This is a genomic window from Bacillus xiamenensis (assembly GCF_000300535.1).
In the GTDB taxonomy this organism is placed as follows: domain Bacteria; phylum Bacillota; class Bacilli; order Bacillales; family Bacillaceae; genus Bacillus; species Bacillus xiamenensis.
Genome location: NZ_AMSH01000032.1, coordinates 1 through 18,155 on the forward strand (window position 1 = coordinate 1; position 18,155 = coordinate 18,155).

At 41.0% G+C, this 18,155-nt stretch carries 16 protein-coding genes and 4 pseudogenes; 2 read left to right on the forward strand and 18 right to left on the reverse strand.

Going from position 1 to position 18,155, the window contains the following annotated elements:
- Positions 1-81 precede the first annotated feature (81 nt).
- From BA1_RS11185 to BA1_RS11195, 3 genes are all read right to left on the reverse strand, one after another.
- Positions 82-915, reverse strand: coding sequence for an undecaprenyl-diphosphate phosphatase (locus tag BA1_RS11185; RefSeq protein ID WP_008358926.1), 834 nt, complete (start codon positions 913-915; stop codon positions 82-84).
- A 126-nt stretch (positions 916-1,041) separates the two neighbouring features.
- A complete protein-coding gene (locus BA1_RS11190) occupies positions 1,042-2,184 on the reverse strand; it encodes an AI-2E family transporter (protein ID WP_008358928.1) in 1,143 nt (380 codons plus the stop codon).
- 73 nt (positions 2,185-2,257) lie between these two features.
- Positions 2,258-2,641: a membrane protein gene (locus BA1_RS11195; RefSeq protein WP_008358930.1), complete on the reverse strand. Its 384-nt coding sequence runs from the start codon at positions 2,639-2,641 to the stop codon at positions 2,258-2,260.
- A gap of 201 nt (positions 2,642-2,842) precedes the next feature.
- On the opposite strand from BA1_RS11195, the gene BA1_RS11205 reads away from it, so the two are divergent.
- The gene (locus tag BA1_RS11205; protein WP_008358934.1) at positions 2,843-3,826 is read left to right on the forward strand and encodes a Gfo/Idh/MocA family protein; all 984 of its coding nucleotides are present in this window, start codon (positions 2,843-2,845) and stop codon (positions 3,824-3,826) included.
- A 78-nt stretch (positions 3,827-3,904) separates the two neighbouring features.
- On the opposite strand, the gene BA1_RS11210 is transcribed toward BA1_RS11205, so the two are convergent.
- From BA1_RS11210 to BA1_RS19825, 9 genes and pseudogenes are all read right to left on the reverse strand, one after another.
- The gene (locus BA1_RS11210; protein WP_008358937.1) at positions 3,905-4,429 is read right to left on the reverse strand and encodes a type 1 glutamine amidotransferase domain-containing protein; all 525 of its coding nucleotides are present in this window, start codon (positions 4,427-4,429) and stop codon (positions 3,905-3,907) included.
- Positions 4,430-4,519: 90 nt separating this feature from the next.
- Positions 4,520-6,508 (reverse strand): methyl-accepting chemotaxis protein, encoded by a 1,989-nt coding sequence (gene tlpB, locus BA1_RS19860; protein ID WP_008358938.1) that lies wholly within the window; start codon positions 6,506-6,508, stop codon positions 4,520-4,522.
- 167 nt (positions 6,509-6,675) lie between these two features.
- Positions 6,676-7,623, reverse strand: coding sequence for a methyl-accepting chemotaxis protein (locus tag BA1_RS19795; protein ID WP_406566802.1), 948 nt, complete (start codon positions 7,621-7,623; stop codon positions 6,676-6,678).
- Positions 7,615-8,655, reverse strand: a pseudogene (locus tag BA1_RS19800) (HAMP domain-containing protein); the annotation flags it as partial. The gene BA1_RS19795 and the pseudogene BA1_RS19800, both read right to left, overlap by 9 nt.
- Positions 8,656-8,831: 176 nt before the next feature.
- Entirely contained in the window at positions 8,832-9,782 is a 951-nt protein-coding gene (locus tag BA1_RS19805) for a methyl-accepting chemotaxis protein (RefSeq protein WP_406566801.1), read from the reverse strand.
- Positions 9,777-10,823, reverse strand: a pseudogene (locus BA1_RS19810) (HAMP domain-containing protein); the annotation flags it as partial. The gene BA1_RS19805 and the pseudogene BA1_RS19810, both read right to left, overlap by 6 nt.
- A 125-nt stretch (positions 10,824-10,948) precedes the next feature.
- Positions 10,949-11,068 (reverse strand): annotated as a pseudogene (locus BA1_RS19815) (hypothetical protein); the annotation flags it as partial.
- Positions 11,069-11,083: 15 nt separating this feature from the next.
- Complete coding sequence (locus BA1_RS19820) at positions 11,084-12,007, reverse strand: methyl-accepting chemotaxis protein (RefSeq protein ID WP_420196205.1); 924 nt, start codon at positions 12,005-12,007, stop codon at positions 11,084-11,086.
- Positions 11,999-13,048, reverse strand: a pseudogene (locus tag BA1_RS19825) (HAMP domain-containing protein); the annotation flags it as partial. The pseudogene BA1_RS19825 and the gene BA1_RS19820, both read right to left, overlap by 9 nt.
- 156 nt (positions 13,049-13,204) lie before the next feature.
- Between BA1_RS19825 and BA1_RS11235 the strand changes: the two are divergent.
- Positions 13,205-13,945: a protein-glutamine gamma-glutamyltransferase gene (locus BA1_RS11235; RefSeq protein WP_008358947.1), complete on the forward strand. Its 741-nt coding sequence runs from the start codon at positions 13,205-13,207 to the stop codon at positions 13,943-13,945.
- 21 nt (positions 13,946-13,966) lie between these two features.
- Here BA1_RS11235 and BA1_RS11240 read toward each other — a convergent pair whose 3' ends face one another.
- The 6 genes from BA1_RS11240 to BA1_RS11265 form a co-directional block, all read right to left on the reverse strand.
- A complete protein-coding gene (locus BA1_RS11240; protein WP_008358949.1) occupies positions 13,967-14,215 on the reverse strand; it encodes a hypothetical protein in 249 nt (82 codons plus the stop codon).
- A gap of 23 nt (positions 14,216-14,238) precedes the next feature.
- Positions 14,239-15,270 (reverse strand): nitronate monooxygenase, encoded by a 1,032-nt coding sequence (locus BA1_RS11245; RefSeq protein ID WP_008358951.1) that lies wholly within the window; start codon positions 15,268-15,270, stop codon positions 14,239-14,241.
- A 12-nt stretch (positions 15,271-15,282) separates the two neighbouring features.
- On the reverse strand, positions 15,283-15,684 hold the full coding sequence (locus BA1_RS11250) for a secondary thiamine-phosphate synthase enzyme YjbQ (protein WP_034739193.1): 402 nt from the start codon (positions 15,682-15,684) through the stop codon (positions 15,283-15,285).
- A 133-nt stretch (positions 15,685-15,817) separates the two neighbouring features.
- Entirely contained in the window at positions 15,818-17,110 is a 1,293-nt protein-coding gene (locus tag BA1_RS11255) for a hemolysin family protein (RefSeq protein ID WP_008358955.1), read from the reverse strand.
- Positions 17,111-17,158: 48 nt separating this feature from the next.
- Positions 17,159-17,833 carry a zinc metallopeptidase gene (locus tag BA1_RS11260; protein ID WP_034739202.1) on the reverse strand — a complete coding sequence of 225 codons (675 nt, stop codon included), beginning with the start codon at positions 17,831-17,833 and terminating at the stop codon, positions 17,159-17,161.
- An 81-nt stretch (positions 17,834-17,914) separates the two neighbouring features.
- Positions 17,915-18,139 (reverse strand): YuzI family membrane protein, encoded by a 225-nt coding sequence (locus BA1_RS11265; protein WP_008358960.1) that lies wholly within the window; start codon positions 18,137-18,139, stop codon positions 17,915-17,917.
- Between the last annotated feature and the right edge of the window lie 16 nt (positions 18,140-18,155).

Below are 18,155 nucleotides of genomic sequence, written 5' to 3' on the forward strand. Positions count from 1 at the left end.
CACCGGCACGCAGGACTGACACCGAATGCGAGGGTTTGTCTACACGCTGAAACTACTCTTTTGAAAGAGTAGTTTTTATCATTACATAAACAGGATAAATAAAATCAGACCTAGGATGATTCGGTATATTGCAAAAGGCACGAGTTTGATTTTATTGATCAATTTTAGGAAGAAGCGAACAACAAAGAGGGCGACAATAAACGCACTCACAAAGCCGACAATAAAGAATGGAAGCATGTCTGGTGTTAAATATTGGGCATTTTTCACAAGAGTTAAGAGACTTGCTCCCGCCATAATTGGCATGGCCATGATAAATGTAAAGTCAGCCGCAGCACGGTGATTCAGACCAAGAATTACACCACCTGCAATTGTAGAGCCTGAACGCGAGAAGCCTGGCCATAGCGCCAAACATTGAAACAGCCCGATATAAAGTGCCTGTCTGTACGTCATGTTATCCACAGAGCTTGTTTCTGCTTTACGTTTATTGATCCAGTCAGCGACAAGCATCAGCACAGCTCCTAAAATCAAACCGACAGCGACCGTTCTGACGTCAAACAAATATTTATCAATATAATCTTCAAATATGAATCCTAAAATGACGGCTGGGACGAGTCCAACAGCAATTTGAGCAATGGTCAGCTTATGTCCGCTGCGCTTTTGTTCTTCTGTGATATTCTTCTTTAAGCCTAACAAGTTCAAAATACGATCTTTGAACACGATCATTACAGCTAGAATAGAGCCTAACTGAATCACGACTTTAAATGTGTTTGCCGCCTCTGGCGTAATGATTTCCTTTGATTTTAACCAAAGATCATCGACAATGATCATGTGTCCTGTAGACGAGACAGGTGCATACTCTGTTAGTCCTTCGACAATTCCTAAAACCAGTGCCACGAATAAATCCCATAGATTCATGATTTTCTTTCCTTTCAATTCTGATCTTTTGAACAGGCCAAACATCTATGTCCACATAAAGACAAGCTTCCTTTTTCGAAAGCTCGTCTTTATGATACTATATTTTTTTCTAAAAAGATTATGCCATCAAACGTTTTCTTCTTTATACAGATTGGATTGCTTTTTGAACCAATCAAATAGGTGGGTCGTGATGACTTTCAGAACGGCATACGTCGGAATGGCGACAATGACGCCGACTACGCTGAACAGTTTACCCGCTGTTAAAAGAACAAAAATGATGGTGATCGGATGAATATGAAGGTTTTTCCCCATGACTTGCGGAGAAATAAATTTCCCTTCAATCAACTGAACAACTGTCCAGACAATGATAAGTTTCAGCAGCATCACTGGTGACGTAACAAGTGCAATCACAATCGCTGGTGTAATGGCAATCGTTGGACCAAGGTAAGGCACCACACTTGTACATGCCGCAATGATGGCTAGCAGCAAGGCATAGTCTAGTCCAATAATCATATAACCGATTAAGAGAAGAATACCGATACAGAAGCTGACAATGATCTGTCCGCGTATATATGAACTCAGGCGATGGTTCATTTCGTGGAGGACGATATGTGTATGGTCTCTTAACTTATTCGGAATAAATTTCAAGAAATAGTCTGGCAGTTTTTTGCCATCTTTTAATAGATAGAACAGAATGAACGGCACTGTGATGATCGAGATGATAATTTCAGTGAGCGCACCTAAGAAATTTCCGACCCCAGTAAAAGTGCTTTCCAAAATCTTCGTTGCTTGACTTGATGCTTTACTGACTAGTTCAGATACATTAAAGTTCATCGTCTTCTGTACTTGATTAATAAAGTTGCTTCCTGTTAATTGTCTAATCTGTTCTTCTACCGTGTCAACGTATTTGGGCAGATTATGAAACAGACTCATCGTTTGTGCTTGTAAAAAAGGAATAATAGACACGATGGTCACTGTAATAATCCCAATAATGACAATATATAAAAGCAGAATCGAATAGATCCGTTTCACTCTAAATCTTTCTAACAAGTTGACAATCGGATTTAATAAATAATACACAACCCCTGTTAAAATAATCGGTAAGGCAATGGTTTTGACGAGTACAATGAGCGGCGTGAAAATAAAAGATGTTTTCGTGAAAACAAGAATATTCAACCCTATTAATAACAGGATGAGTAAAAAGAGAACAAACTTGTTATCAAGAAAAAATTTTTTAAACCGACTGCTCCACATTTGCATAGAATTCATATCGTTCCTCCAAACACGGGCTATTTTATTAGTAAATTGTACACTACTTGATCTTCATAGGGTGATGATTGTTTCAGCTTTTTGCCAGTTTCGCAATGGACATAGCCCATACAATTAAAATTGGCTGTCCAATCAATCTCATCCATAGCAACGCTTGTTCTGTGCTCTCTTGACCTGGAAATGGAATCCCCTCTCTTGCAGCAAATAGATTTGCTGGGAAAATGAGCACAAGATAGACAGCGATCACTTTTGCTGCCACAACCCTTACGTTTGGCAAAAGCAGCAAAACTCCCATCAGCCATTCCAGGCATGCGGTCGCATAGACGATTCCATATGGAAATGGCCATCCAATCATCATGCGGGCAAAGCCGCTCGGCTCTATCACATGAAAAACACCGGCTGCTATGAATAAAAGCGCAAAGACGTATGTACTTCCTATATGCAGGATGCGCTTCATGTTCGGTTCCTCCCCTCCCTTCTTTCTGAGTATTACCCGAATGAAGGAAGAAACTACCCACTTTTCGTACATTTATATCCTTTATGTAAGACGCATCAGCCTAGATAAAGGTTTCATCCGCTTTTCATTAAAAAGAATATTCTTTCATACAAACGCTTTCAAAGCATGTATAATCAGAGAAAAGCAGAAGGAGGGAATCACATGATTCGATTTGCTGTCATTGGAACGAATTGGGTTACAGATCGATTCTTACAGGCTGGTGAAGGAATAGCGGATTTTACCTGTACGGCCGTCTATTCGCGATCTGCTGAAAAAGGACAGGCATTTGCCGAAAAATATGGAATTGATACCGTCTTTACTAACTTACATCAAATGGCGGCAAGCGATGCATTTGATGCAGTGTATATCGCAAGCCCAAATGCCCTTCACAAAGAGCAAGCCATATTGATGATGGAGCATCAAAAACATGTATTATGTGAAAAACCATTGGCCTCTCATCGAAAAGAGGCTGAAGAGATGATTGCCACAGCAAAAAAACATCAGGTTTGCTTAATGGAAGCGATGAAAACCACATTTCTGCCAAATTTTCTTCAAATTAAACAGCATCTTGATCAACTAGGCACTATTCGGCAAGTGGTCGCCCATTACTGTAAGTATTCCTCAAGATATGATGCCTACCGAAACGGTGAGATTCCAAACGCCTTTAAGCCGGAATTATCCAATGGCTCTTTAATGGATATTGGGGTGTATCTCGTTTTTCCAATCATCTATTTATTCGGACTGCCAAATCAGATCACTGCCAGAGGGTATACCCTTTCTTCTGGTGTGGATGGGAGCGGCTCGTTACTTTTACAGTATGAAGGGCAGCAAACACTTCTTTTTCATTCAAAAATCTCAACATCTCATTTATCTGCTGAAATCCAAGGAGAGGATGCCACGATGGTGATTGATCAATTCCATCGCCCTTCTCGTATCACGATCCATGATCGAAAGGGGCAAGAAACCGACATTTCCCTCAAAGATGATCAGCCTGCCATGTATTATGAACTTGCTCACTTTATTCAATGTATCCTGCAAGAAACGTGGCAGTCCCCGGTCAATACATTCGCCTTATCTGTTCAAACCATGTCCGTCATGGACGAGGCGAGAAGACAAATCGGCATTATATATCCTGCCGACAGATAAAGGTCATGAGGCATTTGATGAACAAAGGGCTAAAGTGATCTTTATTTTAGCCCTTTGTTTTTTTCTGTGTGATTCCATTTATTTTGCCGCTAATACATCTGCAAATGCTTTCACATATGGCGGAAGATCAGGTGGGCGTCTGCTTGAAACGATATGACCATCTGTGACGACTGCTTCATCGAACCAGACCGCCCCAGCATTCTCCATATCATCTTTAATACCAGGTGTGCTCGTTACTTTTTTGTCTTGCAGGATGCCTGCTGAAATGAGCACCCAGCCGGCATGACAAATTTGTCCGATTGGTTTGCCGTTTGCATCGAACGTACGGACGATGTCTAATACTTCTGGATATCGGCGCAGTTTATCAGGCGCCCAGCCTCCTGGGACGAGGACAGCATCATAATTGTCTGCTTGAATGGAATAAAAGTCTCTATCGGATACAGCCGGCACACCATACTTCCCAATGTACTCATGATTTGCTTTTTCTCCTACGAGATGGACGGTTGCGCCCTCCTCTCTTAAACGCAGAACTGGATACCAAAGCTCTAAATCTTCAAAATCATCACTCACAAACGCAATGACCTTCTTATCTGATAAACGCATAACATCTCTCCTTTTGTTCCGACTCCCTCTATTGTACGAGATCATCTCTTAAAAAGAAAAGCGGTTCCCCTTGAGGAGAACCACTTTTCATTATTCATTGATCTTGAATTTTTTAATGAGCTCACGCAATTCTTCCGCCATTTGGGAAAGTGTCGTCGAAGAAGAACTAATCTCTTCCATTGATGCCAGCTGCTGTTCAGCAGATGCTGCGATATCTTGAATACTAGCTGAGCTCTCTCTCGACACATCTGCAATGTCATTCACTGCTTTAGAAATTTGCTCAGAGCCTTTTGAAAGCTCGCGTACCGTTTGATTCATTTCATTCATACGTGTTGCAATTTCCTCTGTTTGCTGGTTAATTTGCGAGAAGCTTTCTTTCGTTTGGTCAGTAATAGAAAGACCATTCTTCACTTCTTCGTTCACAGATTTGAACATATTTTGAGACGTTTCAATTTCAGATACAATTTCTTTAACAAGTTTTTCAATCTCTTTTGCTGAATCCGATGATTGAACCGCAAGTTTACGTACTTCTTCCGCTACAACGGAGAAGCCTCGCCCGGATTCGCCTGCACGTGCTGCTTCGATCGCTGCATTCAGTGCGAGTAAATTCGTTTGATCTGCAATGCCGTTAATGACACCTAAAATGTTGGTGATATCTTTTGATTTATGCTCTAATCCGTTGATCACACTTTCAGCTTCTTTCACTGAATGATCAATTGTTTTCATTTGGCCAACTGTCTGTTCAACAAGCTGTCCGCCTGTTTCGGCTACTGTCTTTGATTGAACAGATGATGCTGTAATGACATCAGAGGTTTGTGCGACTTCATTTAGTCCCTCGTTCATTTGTTTCAAGTGGGTTGCACTTTGTTCAACCATTTCGCTTTGATTTTCGTTACCGTTCGAGAATGCTTCAATAGATGATGTAATATGTTCGGTTGCTTTTGTCGTTTGACCTGCACTTGCCGTCAGTTCTTCAGACGATGAAGCCACGTTCTCAACAGATGTCTGAACAGCTTGGATCACATCTCTTAGTGACCCGCTCATTTCATTAAAGCTTGTACCGAGTTGTCCAATTTCATCTTTTGACCGGACAGCAATTCTTTCTGTTAAATCTCCCTCACTAATCTTCTTAGAAGATGAAACAAGCATAGAGAGTGGTTTTGTAATGGAACGGATGATCAAGAAGATCAGAATACCGCCAATGATGAGAGCGCCGGCTAATATAATGGCTGCCATGTTAAAGACTGGCTGCGCAGCATCTTCTACTTCACTCACAAACATCGTACCTGCAATCTTCCAGCCCGTCAGCTTGTTTGTGATGAACACCATTTGCTTTTGTTTGCCTTCAAACTCATAGCTTATCGACCCTTTATCTTGTGAATAGAGCTTGTCTATCCATTCGCCCGACATTTTGGTACCAGCCTTTTTCGTTGGGTGAGCAACAAACGTATGATCAGGACTTCCGATAAAGGCATATCCTTTTTTACCAATGTTAATACTATTTGACTCTTTTACTAGATTCGCAATGTCTAGGTTCATCGCAATGACACCAGACCCGTCCTCTAATTTTTTAGAAATCGTAACTACAAGTGTACCAGTTGACGCTGTTGGATAAGGTGCTGATACTGACAGCTCACCATTTTTCGCCCAGCCGTCTTTATACCAATCCCGTTCCGTTGCCACATAATCAGCAGGCATTTGTTTATTAGGATATCTTGAGAACACTTTGCCATCACTTGAAGCAACAAAGATGCCTTCTGTGTCATGATTCATACTCATGAATTGTTCAAAGCGTCCTTGAATATCAGTCGTCCCTTTTTGCTTGAGCTTTTTCTCCGTGATCCATTTGCTAAAGAAATCAGCTGCATCTGTTTTCACTTCTACTACCTTCGTAATATTTTTATCTAGCTGCTCGACATTTTCCTTTGCGCTTTCCATGATTTGATCATTTAAGGAGGTGCTCGCCGTATGATATGAAGAGAATGCCAATACAATCATTGGACATAAAAGAATAAATAAGAAAGAAAAAATAAGTTTTTTTGAAATCGATGGCTTCTTGAAATACTGTATGAATTTCATAAAAAAGATAACTCCTTTTAGTGAGATAGTATATATATCGGAAGTACTACTATGTTCTTTACTTTTTTAACTTATTAAAGTCTACATAAGTTCAAAATACCCAAATTATATGCAATGAACGGAAAAAAACACCTGACGTTTTGGCGTCAGGTGTTTCACTATAGTTCCTATATTTTAAATTGTTTAATGAGTTCTCTCAGTTCTTCTGCCATCTGAGACAAAGTGGCGGAAGATGAGCTGATTTCTTCCATGCTTGCCAGCTGTTCCTCTGCTGATGCCGCAATATCTTGGAAACCTGCGGCGCTTTCTCTTGAAAGCTCTTTGATTTGATTGACGGCTTGTGAAATATCGTTCGAGCCATGTGCAAGTTCTTTGGCTGATCCGTTCATTTGTTTCATTTGTTCTGTCATTTCTGATGTTTTATGGGTGATTTTCTCAAAACTTACTTTCGTTTCATCTGTAATGTTTAATCCAGATTGCACTTCACCTGCTACTTGTTTAAACATATTCTGTGATTTTTCAATTTCCTCTACTATTTCGTTCGTCAAGCTTTCAATTTCTTTTGAAGAGCTGCCTGATTGCTCTGCCAGCTTGCGAACCTCTTCTGCGACAACAGAGAAGCCTCTTCCCGCCTCACCTGCACGTGCTGCTTCGATCGCGGCATTTAAGGCGAGAAGATTCGTCTGGTCTGCGATGCCGTTGATGACGCCAAGAATGTTTGTGATGTCCTTTGATTTCTGCTCTAGTCCTGCAATGACCAGCTCTGCTTCTTTCACTGCCTGCTCAATGGTTTTCATTTGGCCTGCTGTTTTTTGAACGAGTTCTCCTCCAGCCTGAGCGGTGTTACTAGATTCGATAGACGATTCCATCATATGAGAGGTCGTGTCGACCATATGCGATAAGCTACGATCCATTTCGTTCAGCTGGACAGAGCTTTTTTCGATCATATCATTTTGATGTTCAGTGCTGTTTGAGAACTGTTCAATAGATGATGTAATATGCTCGGTCGCTTGGGCTGTCTGTCCCGCGCTTGCCGTTAATTCTTCAGATGAGGCAGCTACATTCTCAATCGAATTCTGGACGGCTTGAATGACTTGTTTCAGTTTTGCTGACATATCGTTGAAGCTCTGTGCAAGCTTGCCGATTTCATCGTGAGTACGCACCTCAATATGCTGGGTAAGATCTCCCTGACTAATTTTCTCAGCCGATTCAGAGAGCTCTATCAGTGGTTTTCGAATGGATTTAATAATAAAATAAATGGCGATTCCACCTAATATAATTGAAGCTGCAAGGATCATCATTGTTAAATCAAGCACTGGCTGTGCTGCTTCCTTCACTTCGTTGACATACATCGTCCCGGCGATCTTCCAGCCTGTCACTTCATTTGTGTCATAAAACATTTGCTTCGGCTGTCCCTCGTATTCATATTCAAAACTGCCCTTTTTATTAAGATACATCTTTTTGCTGGCATCACCTGTCAATTTCGTCCCAGCCTTGGCCGTTCTATGAGCAATATAACGTTTGTCTGACGTAGCCACAAACGCATAACCTTCTTGGCCAATTTTGATGCTGTTTGTATCTTTCACGACAGTGTTCACTCGCATATTGATCCCAATCACACCAGAGCCGTCCGCTAATTGTTTTGATATTGTGATGAACAGGTCATCAGATGATTTTTCCGTAAAAGGATCTGAAATGATGAGATTTTCATCTTTCATGGATTGTTGAAACCATGTTTCGTTTTTTGCGCTCTTTCCACTCCCTTTGTGAATCTCGGAATATTCAGTTAGTTTACCATTTTGATCTGCAACAAATACTTCCACTACATCGTCATCTATTTCTGATAATTGCTCTAATTTCACCTTGAGTAAATCTTTGTTCTTAGATGTCACTTCCTTCTTATTTATCGATTTGGATAAGTATGAAACCATATCAATCTTCGGCTGTATATCTTTATTAATCAGTTCGTTTAATTGATTAACCCCGTTTGCAGCACTAGACATAATCTCATTATTGAGAGACTTGGAAGCCACTTCATAAGAAAATGCGGCCAATACAAGAATTGGCACTAGAAGAATCGCTAAGAATGCAGTCACTAATTTCTTTGACATCGTAAAGTGCTTAAAAAAGTTGATTTTTTTCATCATTCTACTCCTTTTGATTTATGATTTGTGGTCTTTCCCTTCTATTCTTAGGTAATATGAATTATTTTTCAAGGTCTAATGTTCAAGCGATAAGTTATTTGAGTAATTTTACCCATTTCTTTTGATTTACTCATTCAAAAGAACCTCCTGGCTGGGCTGGAGGTTCTTTCTCATTTTGTCTATTCCACTTTAAATTTGCTGATCAAATCTCGTAATTCTTCTGCCATAGATGAGAGTGTGGCAGAAGATGAGCTGATTTCTTCCATTGATGCCAGTTGTTCTTCAGCTGAAGCAGCAATGTCTTGAATATTTGCGGAGCTTTCACGTGATACGTCTGCAATCTCACGGACAGCTTCTGAAACATGAGCAGAGCCTTTTGACAGCTTGACAACCGTTTCGTTCATTGTTTGGAGCTTATCTGAAATTTCTTTGGTCATGTCGAAAATGTTGTGGAAGCTCACTTTCGTTTGTTCAGTGAAGCTTAAGCCTGATTGAACTTCTTGATTCACTGCTGTGAATACTTCCTGTGATACATCAATATCTTGAACGATTTCATTAATTAAATGCTCAATTTCTTTCGCTGAATTGGACGATTGAACAGCAAGTTTTCTTACTTCTTCTGCTACAACGGAGAAGCCTCGACCGGATTCTCCAGCTCTCGCTGCTTCAATCGCTGCATTTAGCGCCAGTAAATTCGTTTGATCGGCAATGCCATTGATGACACCGAGAATTTGGGTAATGTCTTTTGATTTACTTTCGAGTGCACTGATGACATGCTCTGCTTTTTTCACTGATTGATCAATCACGTTCATTTGGGAAGCTGTTTTTTCAACCAGCTGGCCGCCTTCCCCTGCAATCTCTGTTGATTTGATTGATGAAGCGGTAATGGATTCAGCCGCTTCATTCATATGCTGAAGGCCTCGGTTCATTTCCTCTAATTCGTCTGAGCTTGATTCCACTTTATCATTCTGGCTTTCATTCCCACTGGAGAATTGTTCAATGGCTAATGTAATATGCTCAGTTGCTTTACTTGTTTGTCCTGCGCTGGCGGTCAGTTCTTCTGATGACGAAGCGACATTTTCGACAGAAGTTTGAACAGCACCAATGAGGGATCTTAATGAGTCAATCATCGCATTAAAGCCTTTACCAACTTGTCCAATTTCATCATCTGATTGAATCTGAAGTTTATCACGCAAATCACCATTGCTGACCTTTTTGGAGAAGCTGGCAAGATTGGATAATCTTTTTGAAATAGAGCGGACGATAAAGAAGATGAGGATTCCTGCTACAATCAGTGTCACACTGAACACGATAATGGCTGTATTAAAAACAGGCTTTGCTGCATCTTCTACTTCTGATACGAGCATTGTTCCGCCGATTTTCCATCCGGTTAATTCATTGGTCACATACGCAACCTTTTTATCTGTTCCTTTGAGTGTGTAACTGCCGCTTCCTTCTTTGTTTTTAAATATGATGTTCGCCAGATTTTCATTGACTTGACTTCCTGGCTTTTGGGTTGGATCTGCTAGGACCGTTTTATCCTTCTCCATCATGAAGGCATAGCCTTTTTGTCCAATTTTGATTTCTTTTAATTTTTGAAGCAGGCTGTCAATTTCCATATCAAGACCAATGACACCTGAGCCATCTTTCATTTTTTGGGCAATGGTGATGACCATTTTGCCTGTGGATGCTGCTACGTAAGGCTTAGTGATGATTTGTTTACCATTTTCAGCACTCATTGCCTCTTGATACCATGGACGCTTTCTTGGGTCATAGCCATCAGGCATTTTTTGGACTGGGTATTGCATGAACAAGCCCTTTTCAGAACCTGCATAGAAAGCAGATACGTCTTTGTTATTAATTTTTCCATATTGCTGCAATTCTTTAATGGTAGCTTTTCTATTTTTTTCTTGAAGATCAGAAGCCTTGAGAGTATCTGCAAACAGTGTCACAGCCTCTGCTTTGTTTCCAATATTCTCATTGATTAAGGTATCAAATGCATTGACCTGGCTCATGGCACTTCCCATAATCTGATTGTCCAGCTCTGTCTTTGATGTGAAAAACGCACTAATTGTCAGTGCAGCAGTTGGCAGTATGAGGACGACCAAAAACGCAATAATTAACTTTTTAGAAATGGATGGTTTTTGAAACCATTGGATCATTTTCCCCATTTTCTCTTTCCCCCTTTAATTCTCTAAAGTTATTATCGGATAAAAGGTTTATTTTTAGAGACTGGAAATGACAATTAAAAATAAAAAAAATACCCAGACAATTCTGGATATTTTTTCATCTTTTTTTAATTAATTTTAAATTGACTTGTCAGCTCTTTTAGTTCCTCTGCCATATTGGCAAGTGTCACAGAAGATGACGTAATTTCTTCCATTGATGCCAGCTGCTGTTCAGCAGATGCAGAAATGTATTCACCTTTTTATTATATTAGTTCCTCTGCCATATTGGCAAGTGTCACAGAAGATGACGTAATTTCTTCCATTGATGCCAGCTGCTGTTCAGCAGATGCCGCAATGTCTTGAATGTTTGCTGCACTTTCTCTTGAGACTTGACGCATCTCCTGCATGGCTTGTGAGACAAGCTTTGAACCGCTTGATAAATCAATCGCTGTATCATTTAATTGAGTCAGCTTTTTCGACATACCTTCTGCCGCCTCATAAATGTTCTGGAAGCTTTCTTTTGCTTCTTCTGTCATGCCGAGTCCTGCATTTACTTCTCGATTGACAGCTTTGAACATATCTTGAGATTTAGCAATTTCTAACACAATTTCTTGGATCAGCTTTTCAATTTCTTTCGCTGAATCTGCGGATTGGACGGCTAGTTTTCTGACTTCCTCCGCTACGACAGAGAAGCCTCGTCCTGATTCACCTGCTCTTGCTGCTTCAATGGCTGCATTTAGTGCAAGTAAATTCGTTTGATCTGCGATTCCGTTAATGACATTTAAAATACTCGTAATATCTTTAGACTTGTATTCTAATTCTTTCATGACTTGTTCTGCTTCTTGCACAGATGTATCAATATGTTTCATTTGATTGGCTGTGCTTTCAACGATACGTCCGCCTTGTCCAGCAGCCTCTGTCGATTGAACCGAGACAGCAGCAACTTCAGATGAAGTATGTGACATTCCCTGTAATCCTTCATTCATTTGCACAAGCTGATTCGTACTAGATTCGACTTTCTCGTTTTGTGCTTCATTTCCATTTGAGAATTGTTCAATCGACATCGTGATATGTTCTGTTGCTTGACTCGTCTGGCTGGCACTTGCAGTCAGCTCCTCTGAAGCCGAAGCCACATTGTCGACAGATTGCTGGACAGCTCGAATGACTTCACGAAGGGATTCACTCATTTTGCTAAAGCTTCTTGTCAAATCCCCTATTTCATCCTTCGATTTGGTTTCAAGGGTTTCTGTTAAATCCCCTTCACTCACTTTATTTGAGAAATGAACAAGCTTTCTCAGTCCAATGGTAATCGACCGAACGATGAAGAAGATTGCGATGCCGCCAAGAATAAATGAAGAAATTAAAAGAATAATGGCAGAATTCCAAACTGGCTGTGCTGCTTCTTCTGCTTCCGATACAAACATCGTTCCAGCGATTTTCCAGCCTGTTAAATCATTCGTCACAAAAACGAGACGCTTCTGTTCTCCTTTATTCTCATAAGTTGCTGTTCCTTCTTTGCCGCCGTAAAGGATAGATGAAATATTACCTGTGACCTTAGAGCCTGATTTTATTTCTGGATGGGCCACAATTTGTTTGTTTTTATTTGCAATAATGGGATAGCCTTCTCGTCCAATTTTAATGTCTTTGATTTTATCGACAATATCCTGCACATCAATATCAATCCCAATTACACCTGACCCGTCCTTCAGACGTTGAGCGATTGTCACGACCATGCCTTCGGTTGTGGCAGAGACGTATGGATTGGTGATAACAGGCTCACCGTTTTCGTCCTTCATCGCAGCTTTATACCAGTCGCGTGTCGTTGGGTCATAGCCTTTTGGCATATCTACTTTAGGAAACTGAATGAAGTCGCCTTTTTTACTTGCTGCATAAAATCCAACCACATCATCTTCATTGATTTTGCTATATATCTCAAAATGCTCTGAAAGTTCATGCTGGTTATTCTTTTTGAAATCGGCAGCAGTGGATGCTTCGGTAAACAGTTTTACTGCATTTTCTTTGTTCAAAAGCTTTTGCTCGATCATGTCATTCAACTCATTGACTCTTGCCTTTGCGCCATACATGATTTCATCATCTAATTTTTGCTTGGCAATTTGATATGAAATCGTACTGAGTATAATGATCGGCAGGACGAGAACAAGTGTGAATGAGATAATCAATCTCTTTGAAATCGATGGTTTTTTCAACCATTTTATTGCACTTTTCATGATTTTCCTCCTTTTAAGCGTTACATTTTATATCGGACATCTTTATATTATTTTCATGTTTTTCAAATAAAAAGGATGCTTTTTTGTTTATTTTCACAAATTGATTCCTTGCCCAAGCATCCCGCATACGCTAATACAAAAGGGGGCGCTTTTCATATGATTATCCTTTCAGGACAGCCAGTGACAAATGAGCAGCTGGCATCGTTTCAGCTAGAGGGTCAAAAACGGATCATCTTGATGCAGTTACAATCCTCAAATGATACGTTCCGCTATAGGCAAGCATCTGATTTGTTATTTGAGGTGACTTTAAGATCGAACATTATGAATGCAGCTAGAGATCTGAATAAAAGCGGTGCCTCATTTGCGATCTTTCAAAGGTCTCGTGCAAATGACGCATTTTGGCGGGTATCAGAGGCAGGCGCATTAGAACTGCGCTATCAAGTCGAACCATCTACAGGGATTAAAGACATTTTTGAAAACGGCTCAAAGTATGCCTTTGAATGTGCAACGGCGATTGTCATTGTGTTTTATATGGGGGTGCTGCAAACAGTAGGAGACGAGAAATTCAATCGAAGGCTTCGGAGTTTAACACTGTATGACTGGCACTATGATACATTGTCGATTTATACAGAGCGTGGAAATGACTTTATTTATGGGGACTGTTTATATTTCGAGAATCCGGAGTTTAGTTATCAGCAGTCCCAGTGGCGCGGTGAAAACGTCATTTACTTAGGAGAAGATCAATATTACGGACATGGACTTGGGATTTTAACAGCAGCCGAAATTATCGACAAATTAAATAGCAGAAGGCGGCCAGGTGCTGTTCAGTCCGCTTATTTATTGCCGCAGACCACCAGGATGGATGTCATTTATCTCAGGCAAATGTTTGGCAGCTAAAAAAGGCCTCTTGTCTATAGGTTATGACAAGGGGCCTTTATATGCTTTACGTTTGCGATAGTCTGGAAGCGTGCCAAGCATTGTGTTCACAAGGATTTCCATTTCCTCTAAATCGTTTCTTGTGACCGGAGGATCGTGCTTGCTCCATTTCACGTAACGAACGAAATAGTAATGGCGAATGGGGGTAAGGACGGCTGGAGAGTGCGGAAAATCATCAAATAGACATTCGATTTGTCCTTTTTTTCGGTATGAATGGTTTAAGATTTCCACCCTATCACACCCCCGTCATGAATTTATGTTTGGGTCAGGTCACGCATGATGTCTTCAACAGTTAAAATCGAGTGAATGCGGCCAGTGCCCTGTCCGGCCCAAAGAGCCATTTGATCAGCGCTTCCTGCAGCGGCTGCCGCTTTTCGCATTGGTGTTGTCCATACATGCTGTACTGGATAGGGAAGCACCCTCTCCTCATTCAGCCTTTCTGTCTCCATCCACTGATTCACAATGCCTCTTGCCCTTTTGCCAGAAAAAAGCCTTGTAATCGCTGTTTCACTGCCCTCGGCCTGTAAAATGGCTTTTTTGTACACCTCTGCCGCAGCGCTTTCTTGACTGGCTAAAAAACGTGTGCCTATTTGCACTGCATCCGCTCCAAGCGCTAGTGCTGCTTTCATACTGGCTCGATCTGTGATACCACCAGCGGCGATCAATGGGACATGACATACTGGTCTAACCTCACAGATCAGATTAAAGAGTCCCTGCAAAGCATCGCCCTTTGAAGGTAAAAAGGTGCCTCGATGCCCTCCTGCTTCACTTCCCTGAAGGACAATGGCATCCATTCCCTTTTCCTCTAAAAGAAGCGCTTCTGCTTTTGTTGTCGCCGTTCCAATTAAAAAGATCCCTTTTTGTTTTAAGTGATGAATGGTTTGTTCATTCGGACAGGCAAATGTAAATGAAAGAATAGGGACGTTTTCTTCTTGAAGAATGTTGATTTTTTGTTCAAAATCATCCCATAATTCCTCCTCGCTTGGCATCTTATGTGCTTCTGGTAATAGAGGCAGCCGTTTCTCCCAAAATGACACATCTTCTGCTTTTATGTCTGAAATTGGCTCAGGTACAAACACATTGACTTGAAATGGGCGAGATGTAAGCTGTTTGACCTGCCTGATTTGCTGCCGCATATGTTCAGGCTGTACATAACCACTTGCTAAGCTGCCAAGACCTCCATATTGTGAAACAGCTGCGGCAAGCTGCGGCGTCACGGCTCCTCCTGCCATTGGCGCTTGGATGATCCCATGTTTGATTTGAAGTAAAGCTGTGAATTCCCCCATTTTTCCCCTCTCCTACTCGTTTGATGACACCTGAACATAAAAGTGGCGATATCTCGGTCCGTCAAACTCACAGAAATAGATTCCCTGCCACGTTCCAAGCACAAGATCACCGTTATGAACAAGAACATGCTGAGATGCGCCCATATAACTAGCCTTCATGTGTGCTGCTGTATTTCCTTCCATATGACGGTCCTTTGGATGTTCCCATGGAAAGACTTCGTCAAGCCGGCGCAGCATATCTCGTTTGACATCTGGGTCCGCATTTTCATTAATGGTGATGCCTGCTGTCGTATGTGGACAATAGACAATGACGGTTCCGTTTTGAATACCTGTTTCCCTCACATACTGATGGACTTCATGGGTCACGTCTATCATGTCATCTCGTCTGTCTGTTTGTAGATTGATTTTTTTCATATGACTGCTCCTTTTTGTCGTTTCTATAAGACCATACCCTTTTGCTGTGAAACAAATCACGACCAATCGGCACAAATATCCTCACACCTAAAGTTTACCAAGCAAAAAAACCTCGTCAATAGCTCCGAGGTTTTTAGGAAAAGTGAACCTTTTTTACTTCGATGGTTCGAATATGATGATCTTCTGCATCTATGATTTTAAATTCACAGCCTTCTGCTTCAATGATATCTCCAATGTCAAAATCGATTTTATGCGTCATCATCCAGCCTGCAATCGTATCGACATCATCATTCTCAATCGCTAAATCCAATAAATCATTGACTTCATCAATCAGGGCTTTCCCGTCCATCACATAGTGAAAGTCGCCCTTTTTCACAATATGCGGCGTCTCATCTTGGTCATACTCATCCCGAATTTCTCCGACAATTTCCTCTAATATGTCTTCTACTGTGACGAGCCCGGCTGTTCCGCCGTATTCATCCACAAGCACTGACATATGAATCCGTTCCTTCTGCATCAAAATAAGCAATTCCTGAATGGGTGTACTTTCAATCACACGAATGACAGGACGCATTAAATCTTCAATGGACACCTCTTGATGGAGGAAGCTTGCTTTAAACACATCTTTGCTATTGATCACACCAATGACATGATCTTTGTCTTCTTTAATCACAGGATAGCGTGTGTACCTTTCGTTTAGCATATAATGCGTCACATCTTCTAGCGTCTGCTCAATATCAATGGCTGAGATTTCGGTGCGCGGAATCATGATCTCTCTCGCCACTCGGTTATCAAATTCAAATATTTTATTCACATATTTGTATTCAGATTGGTTAATCTCGCCCTTTTCGTAGCTTTCAGACAGGATCAGACGCAATTCTTCCTCACTGATCGCCACTTCATGTTCTTTGACAGAATGAAAACCAAATAATTTCACAATGCCTCGCGCAGCCCCATTTAATGCTTTAATAAACGGGTACATGACTTTATAGAAAAAAATAAGGGGTTTTGCCGTCACAAGGCTGACAGCCTCTGCTTTTTGAATGGCAATCGTTTTGGGCGCTAGTTCTCCAACGACGACATGTAAAAACGTAATGATCACAAATGCGATGATAAACGATATGATATCTATCAACGCGGAATGAAGCCCTAAATTTTCAAACAGCGGATGCAGGAAATGCTCTACCGTCGGCTCTCCTAACCACCCTAAGCCTAATGCCGTGATGGTGATGCCAAGCTGACAGGCAGATAAATATTCATCAAGGTTTGATGTCAGCTTTTGAACATGAATGGCTCGCTTATCACCGCTTTCAATCAACTGATTGATTTTAGAGCCTCTAATTTTCACAATCGCAAATTCAGTGACAACAAAAAATGCCGTCGCAGCAATGAGTAATAGGACTAAAAATACGTTTAAAATATACAAAAAAACCCTTACCTAACACTGGTAAGGGCTCACCTCCTCTGGCGTCAATTAATCATTACGGCCATTTAGGAAGATCATTACAAACCGAAGCAATTCAAACAGGGAGACAAGGGCCGCCGCTACGTACGTAAGAGCTGCAGCATTTAATACCTTGTTCACACCTCTTTCTTCACTGCTTCTAATGATTCCTTCTGAAACAATAATATCTTTTGCACGAGAACTTGCGTTAAACTCGACAGGCAATGTCACTAGCTGAAAGAACACAGCAGCTGAGAACAAAATGATCCCAAGCCCGATTAAGTTAAGGTTGCCGAGCAAAATTCCACCAAGGAAAAGGAGCGGGGCAACACCAGATGCAAAGTTCACGACAGGGAAGATCTTATGTCTCAAGACAAGCGCACCATAAGATTCCTGATGCTGCAAGGCATGTCCAACCTCGTGTGATGCAACTGAAATGGCCGAAATCGAATGGCCATAGTACACAGGTTCAGATAAACGAACCACACGCTGCGTCGGGTCGTAATGATCAGTCAAAGTTCCTCTTACCGGTTCAACAGGTACGTCATATAACCCGTTGCGATCTAAAATATATCGAGCAGTTTCAGCACCTGTTTTCATACTGGCTGCTTCAACCTTTGAATACTTTTCAAAATTATTCTTCACTTTAAATTGTGCCCAAAATGACAATCCCAATGCGGCAAATGTTAAAAAATAAAAAAACAGCATGCTCATCAGCTTCCTTTTTATTTTATATATTTATTTACAATTTTAATGACTTTTATGTAACGTGTACAGCAAAAAGCACTAGGTCTTTTTAAGGGGGATGACTGCGCCAATGAAAAAAAAGAACATTCCTAAGCATGCCGTATAAAATGTCACCGTTCCATATAGGTCTTGAAAGAAGCGCAGCCATGAGAAATCATTCATAAAATGATTGACCGCATTTAAGTCAAATACAAGCAAGATCACAGCCGATGATAAAAAATGTGCGCCGATAAAAAGAAGTATGGTCTTTTGAACAAACGACATTCGCATTCCCTCCTTC

Excerpts from the sequence above, each read along its gene's own strand:
- BA1_RS11185 (WP_008358926.1), bottom strand. The coding sequence starts at position 915 with ATGAATCTATGGGATTTATTCGTGGCACTGGTTTTAGGAATTGTCGAA.
- BA1_RS11190 (WP_008358928.1), bottom strand. The coding sequence starts at position 2,184 with ATGAATTCTATGCAAATGTGGAGCAGTCGGTTTAAAAAATTTTTTCTT.
- BA1_RS11195 (WP_008358930.1), bottom strand. The coding sequence starts at position 2,641 with ATGAAGCGCATCCTGCATATAGGAAGTACATACGTCTTTGCGCTTTTA.
- BA1_RS11205 (WP_008358934.1), top strand. The coding sequence starts at position 2,843 with ATGATTCGATTTGCTGTCATTGGAACGAATTGGGTTACAGATCGATTC.
- BA1_RS11210 (WP_008358937.1), bottom strand. The coding sequence starts at position 4,429 with ATGCGTTTATCAGATAAGAAGGTCATTGCGTTTGTGAGTGATGATTTT.
- tlpB (WP_008358938.1), bottom strand. The coding sequence starts at position 6,508 with ATGAAATTCATACAGTATTTCAAGAAGCCATCGATTTCAAAAAAACTT.
- BA1_RS19795 (WP_406566802.1), bottom strand. The coding sequence starts at position 7,623 with ATGTCAGCAAAACTGAAACAAGTCATTCAAGCCGTCCAGAATTCGATT.
- BA1_RS19805 (WP_406566801.1), bottom strand. The coding sequence starts at position 9,782 with ATGATTGACTCATTAAGATCCCTCATTGGTGCTGTTCAAACTTCTGTC.
- BA1_RS19820 (WP_420196205.1), bottom strand. The coding sequence starts at position 12,007 with ATGAGTGAATCCCTTCGTGAAGTCATTCGAGCTGTCCAGCAATCTGTC.
- BA1_RS11235 (WP_008358947.1), top strand. The coding sequence starts at position 13,205 with ATGATTATCCTTTCAGGACAGCCAGTGACAAATGAGCAGCTGGCATCG.
- BA1_RS11245 (WP_008358951.1), bottom strand. The coding sequence starts at position 15,270 with ATGGGGGAATTCACAGCTTTACTTCAAATCAAACATGGGATCATCCAA.
- BA1_RS11250 (WP_034739193.1), bottom strand. The coding sequence starts at position 15,684 with ATGAAAAAAATCAATCTACAAACAGACAGACGAGATGACATGATAGAC.
- BA1_RS11265 (WP_008358960.1), bottom strand. The coding sequence starts at position 18,139 with ATGTCGTTTGTTCAAAAGACCATACTTCTTTTTATCGGCGCACATTTT.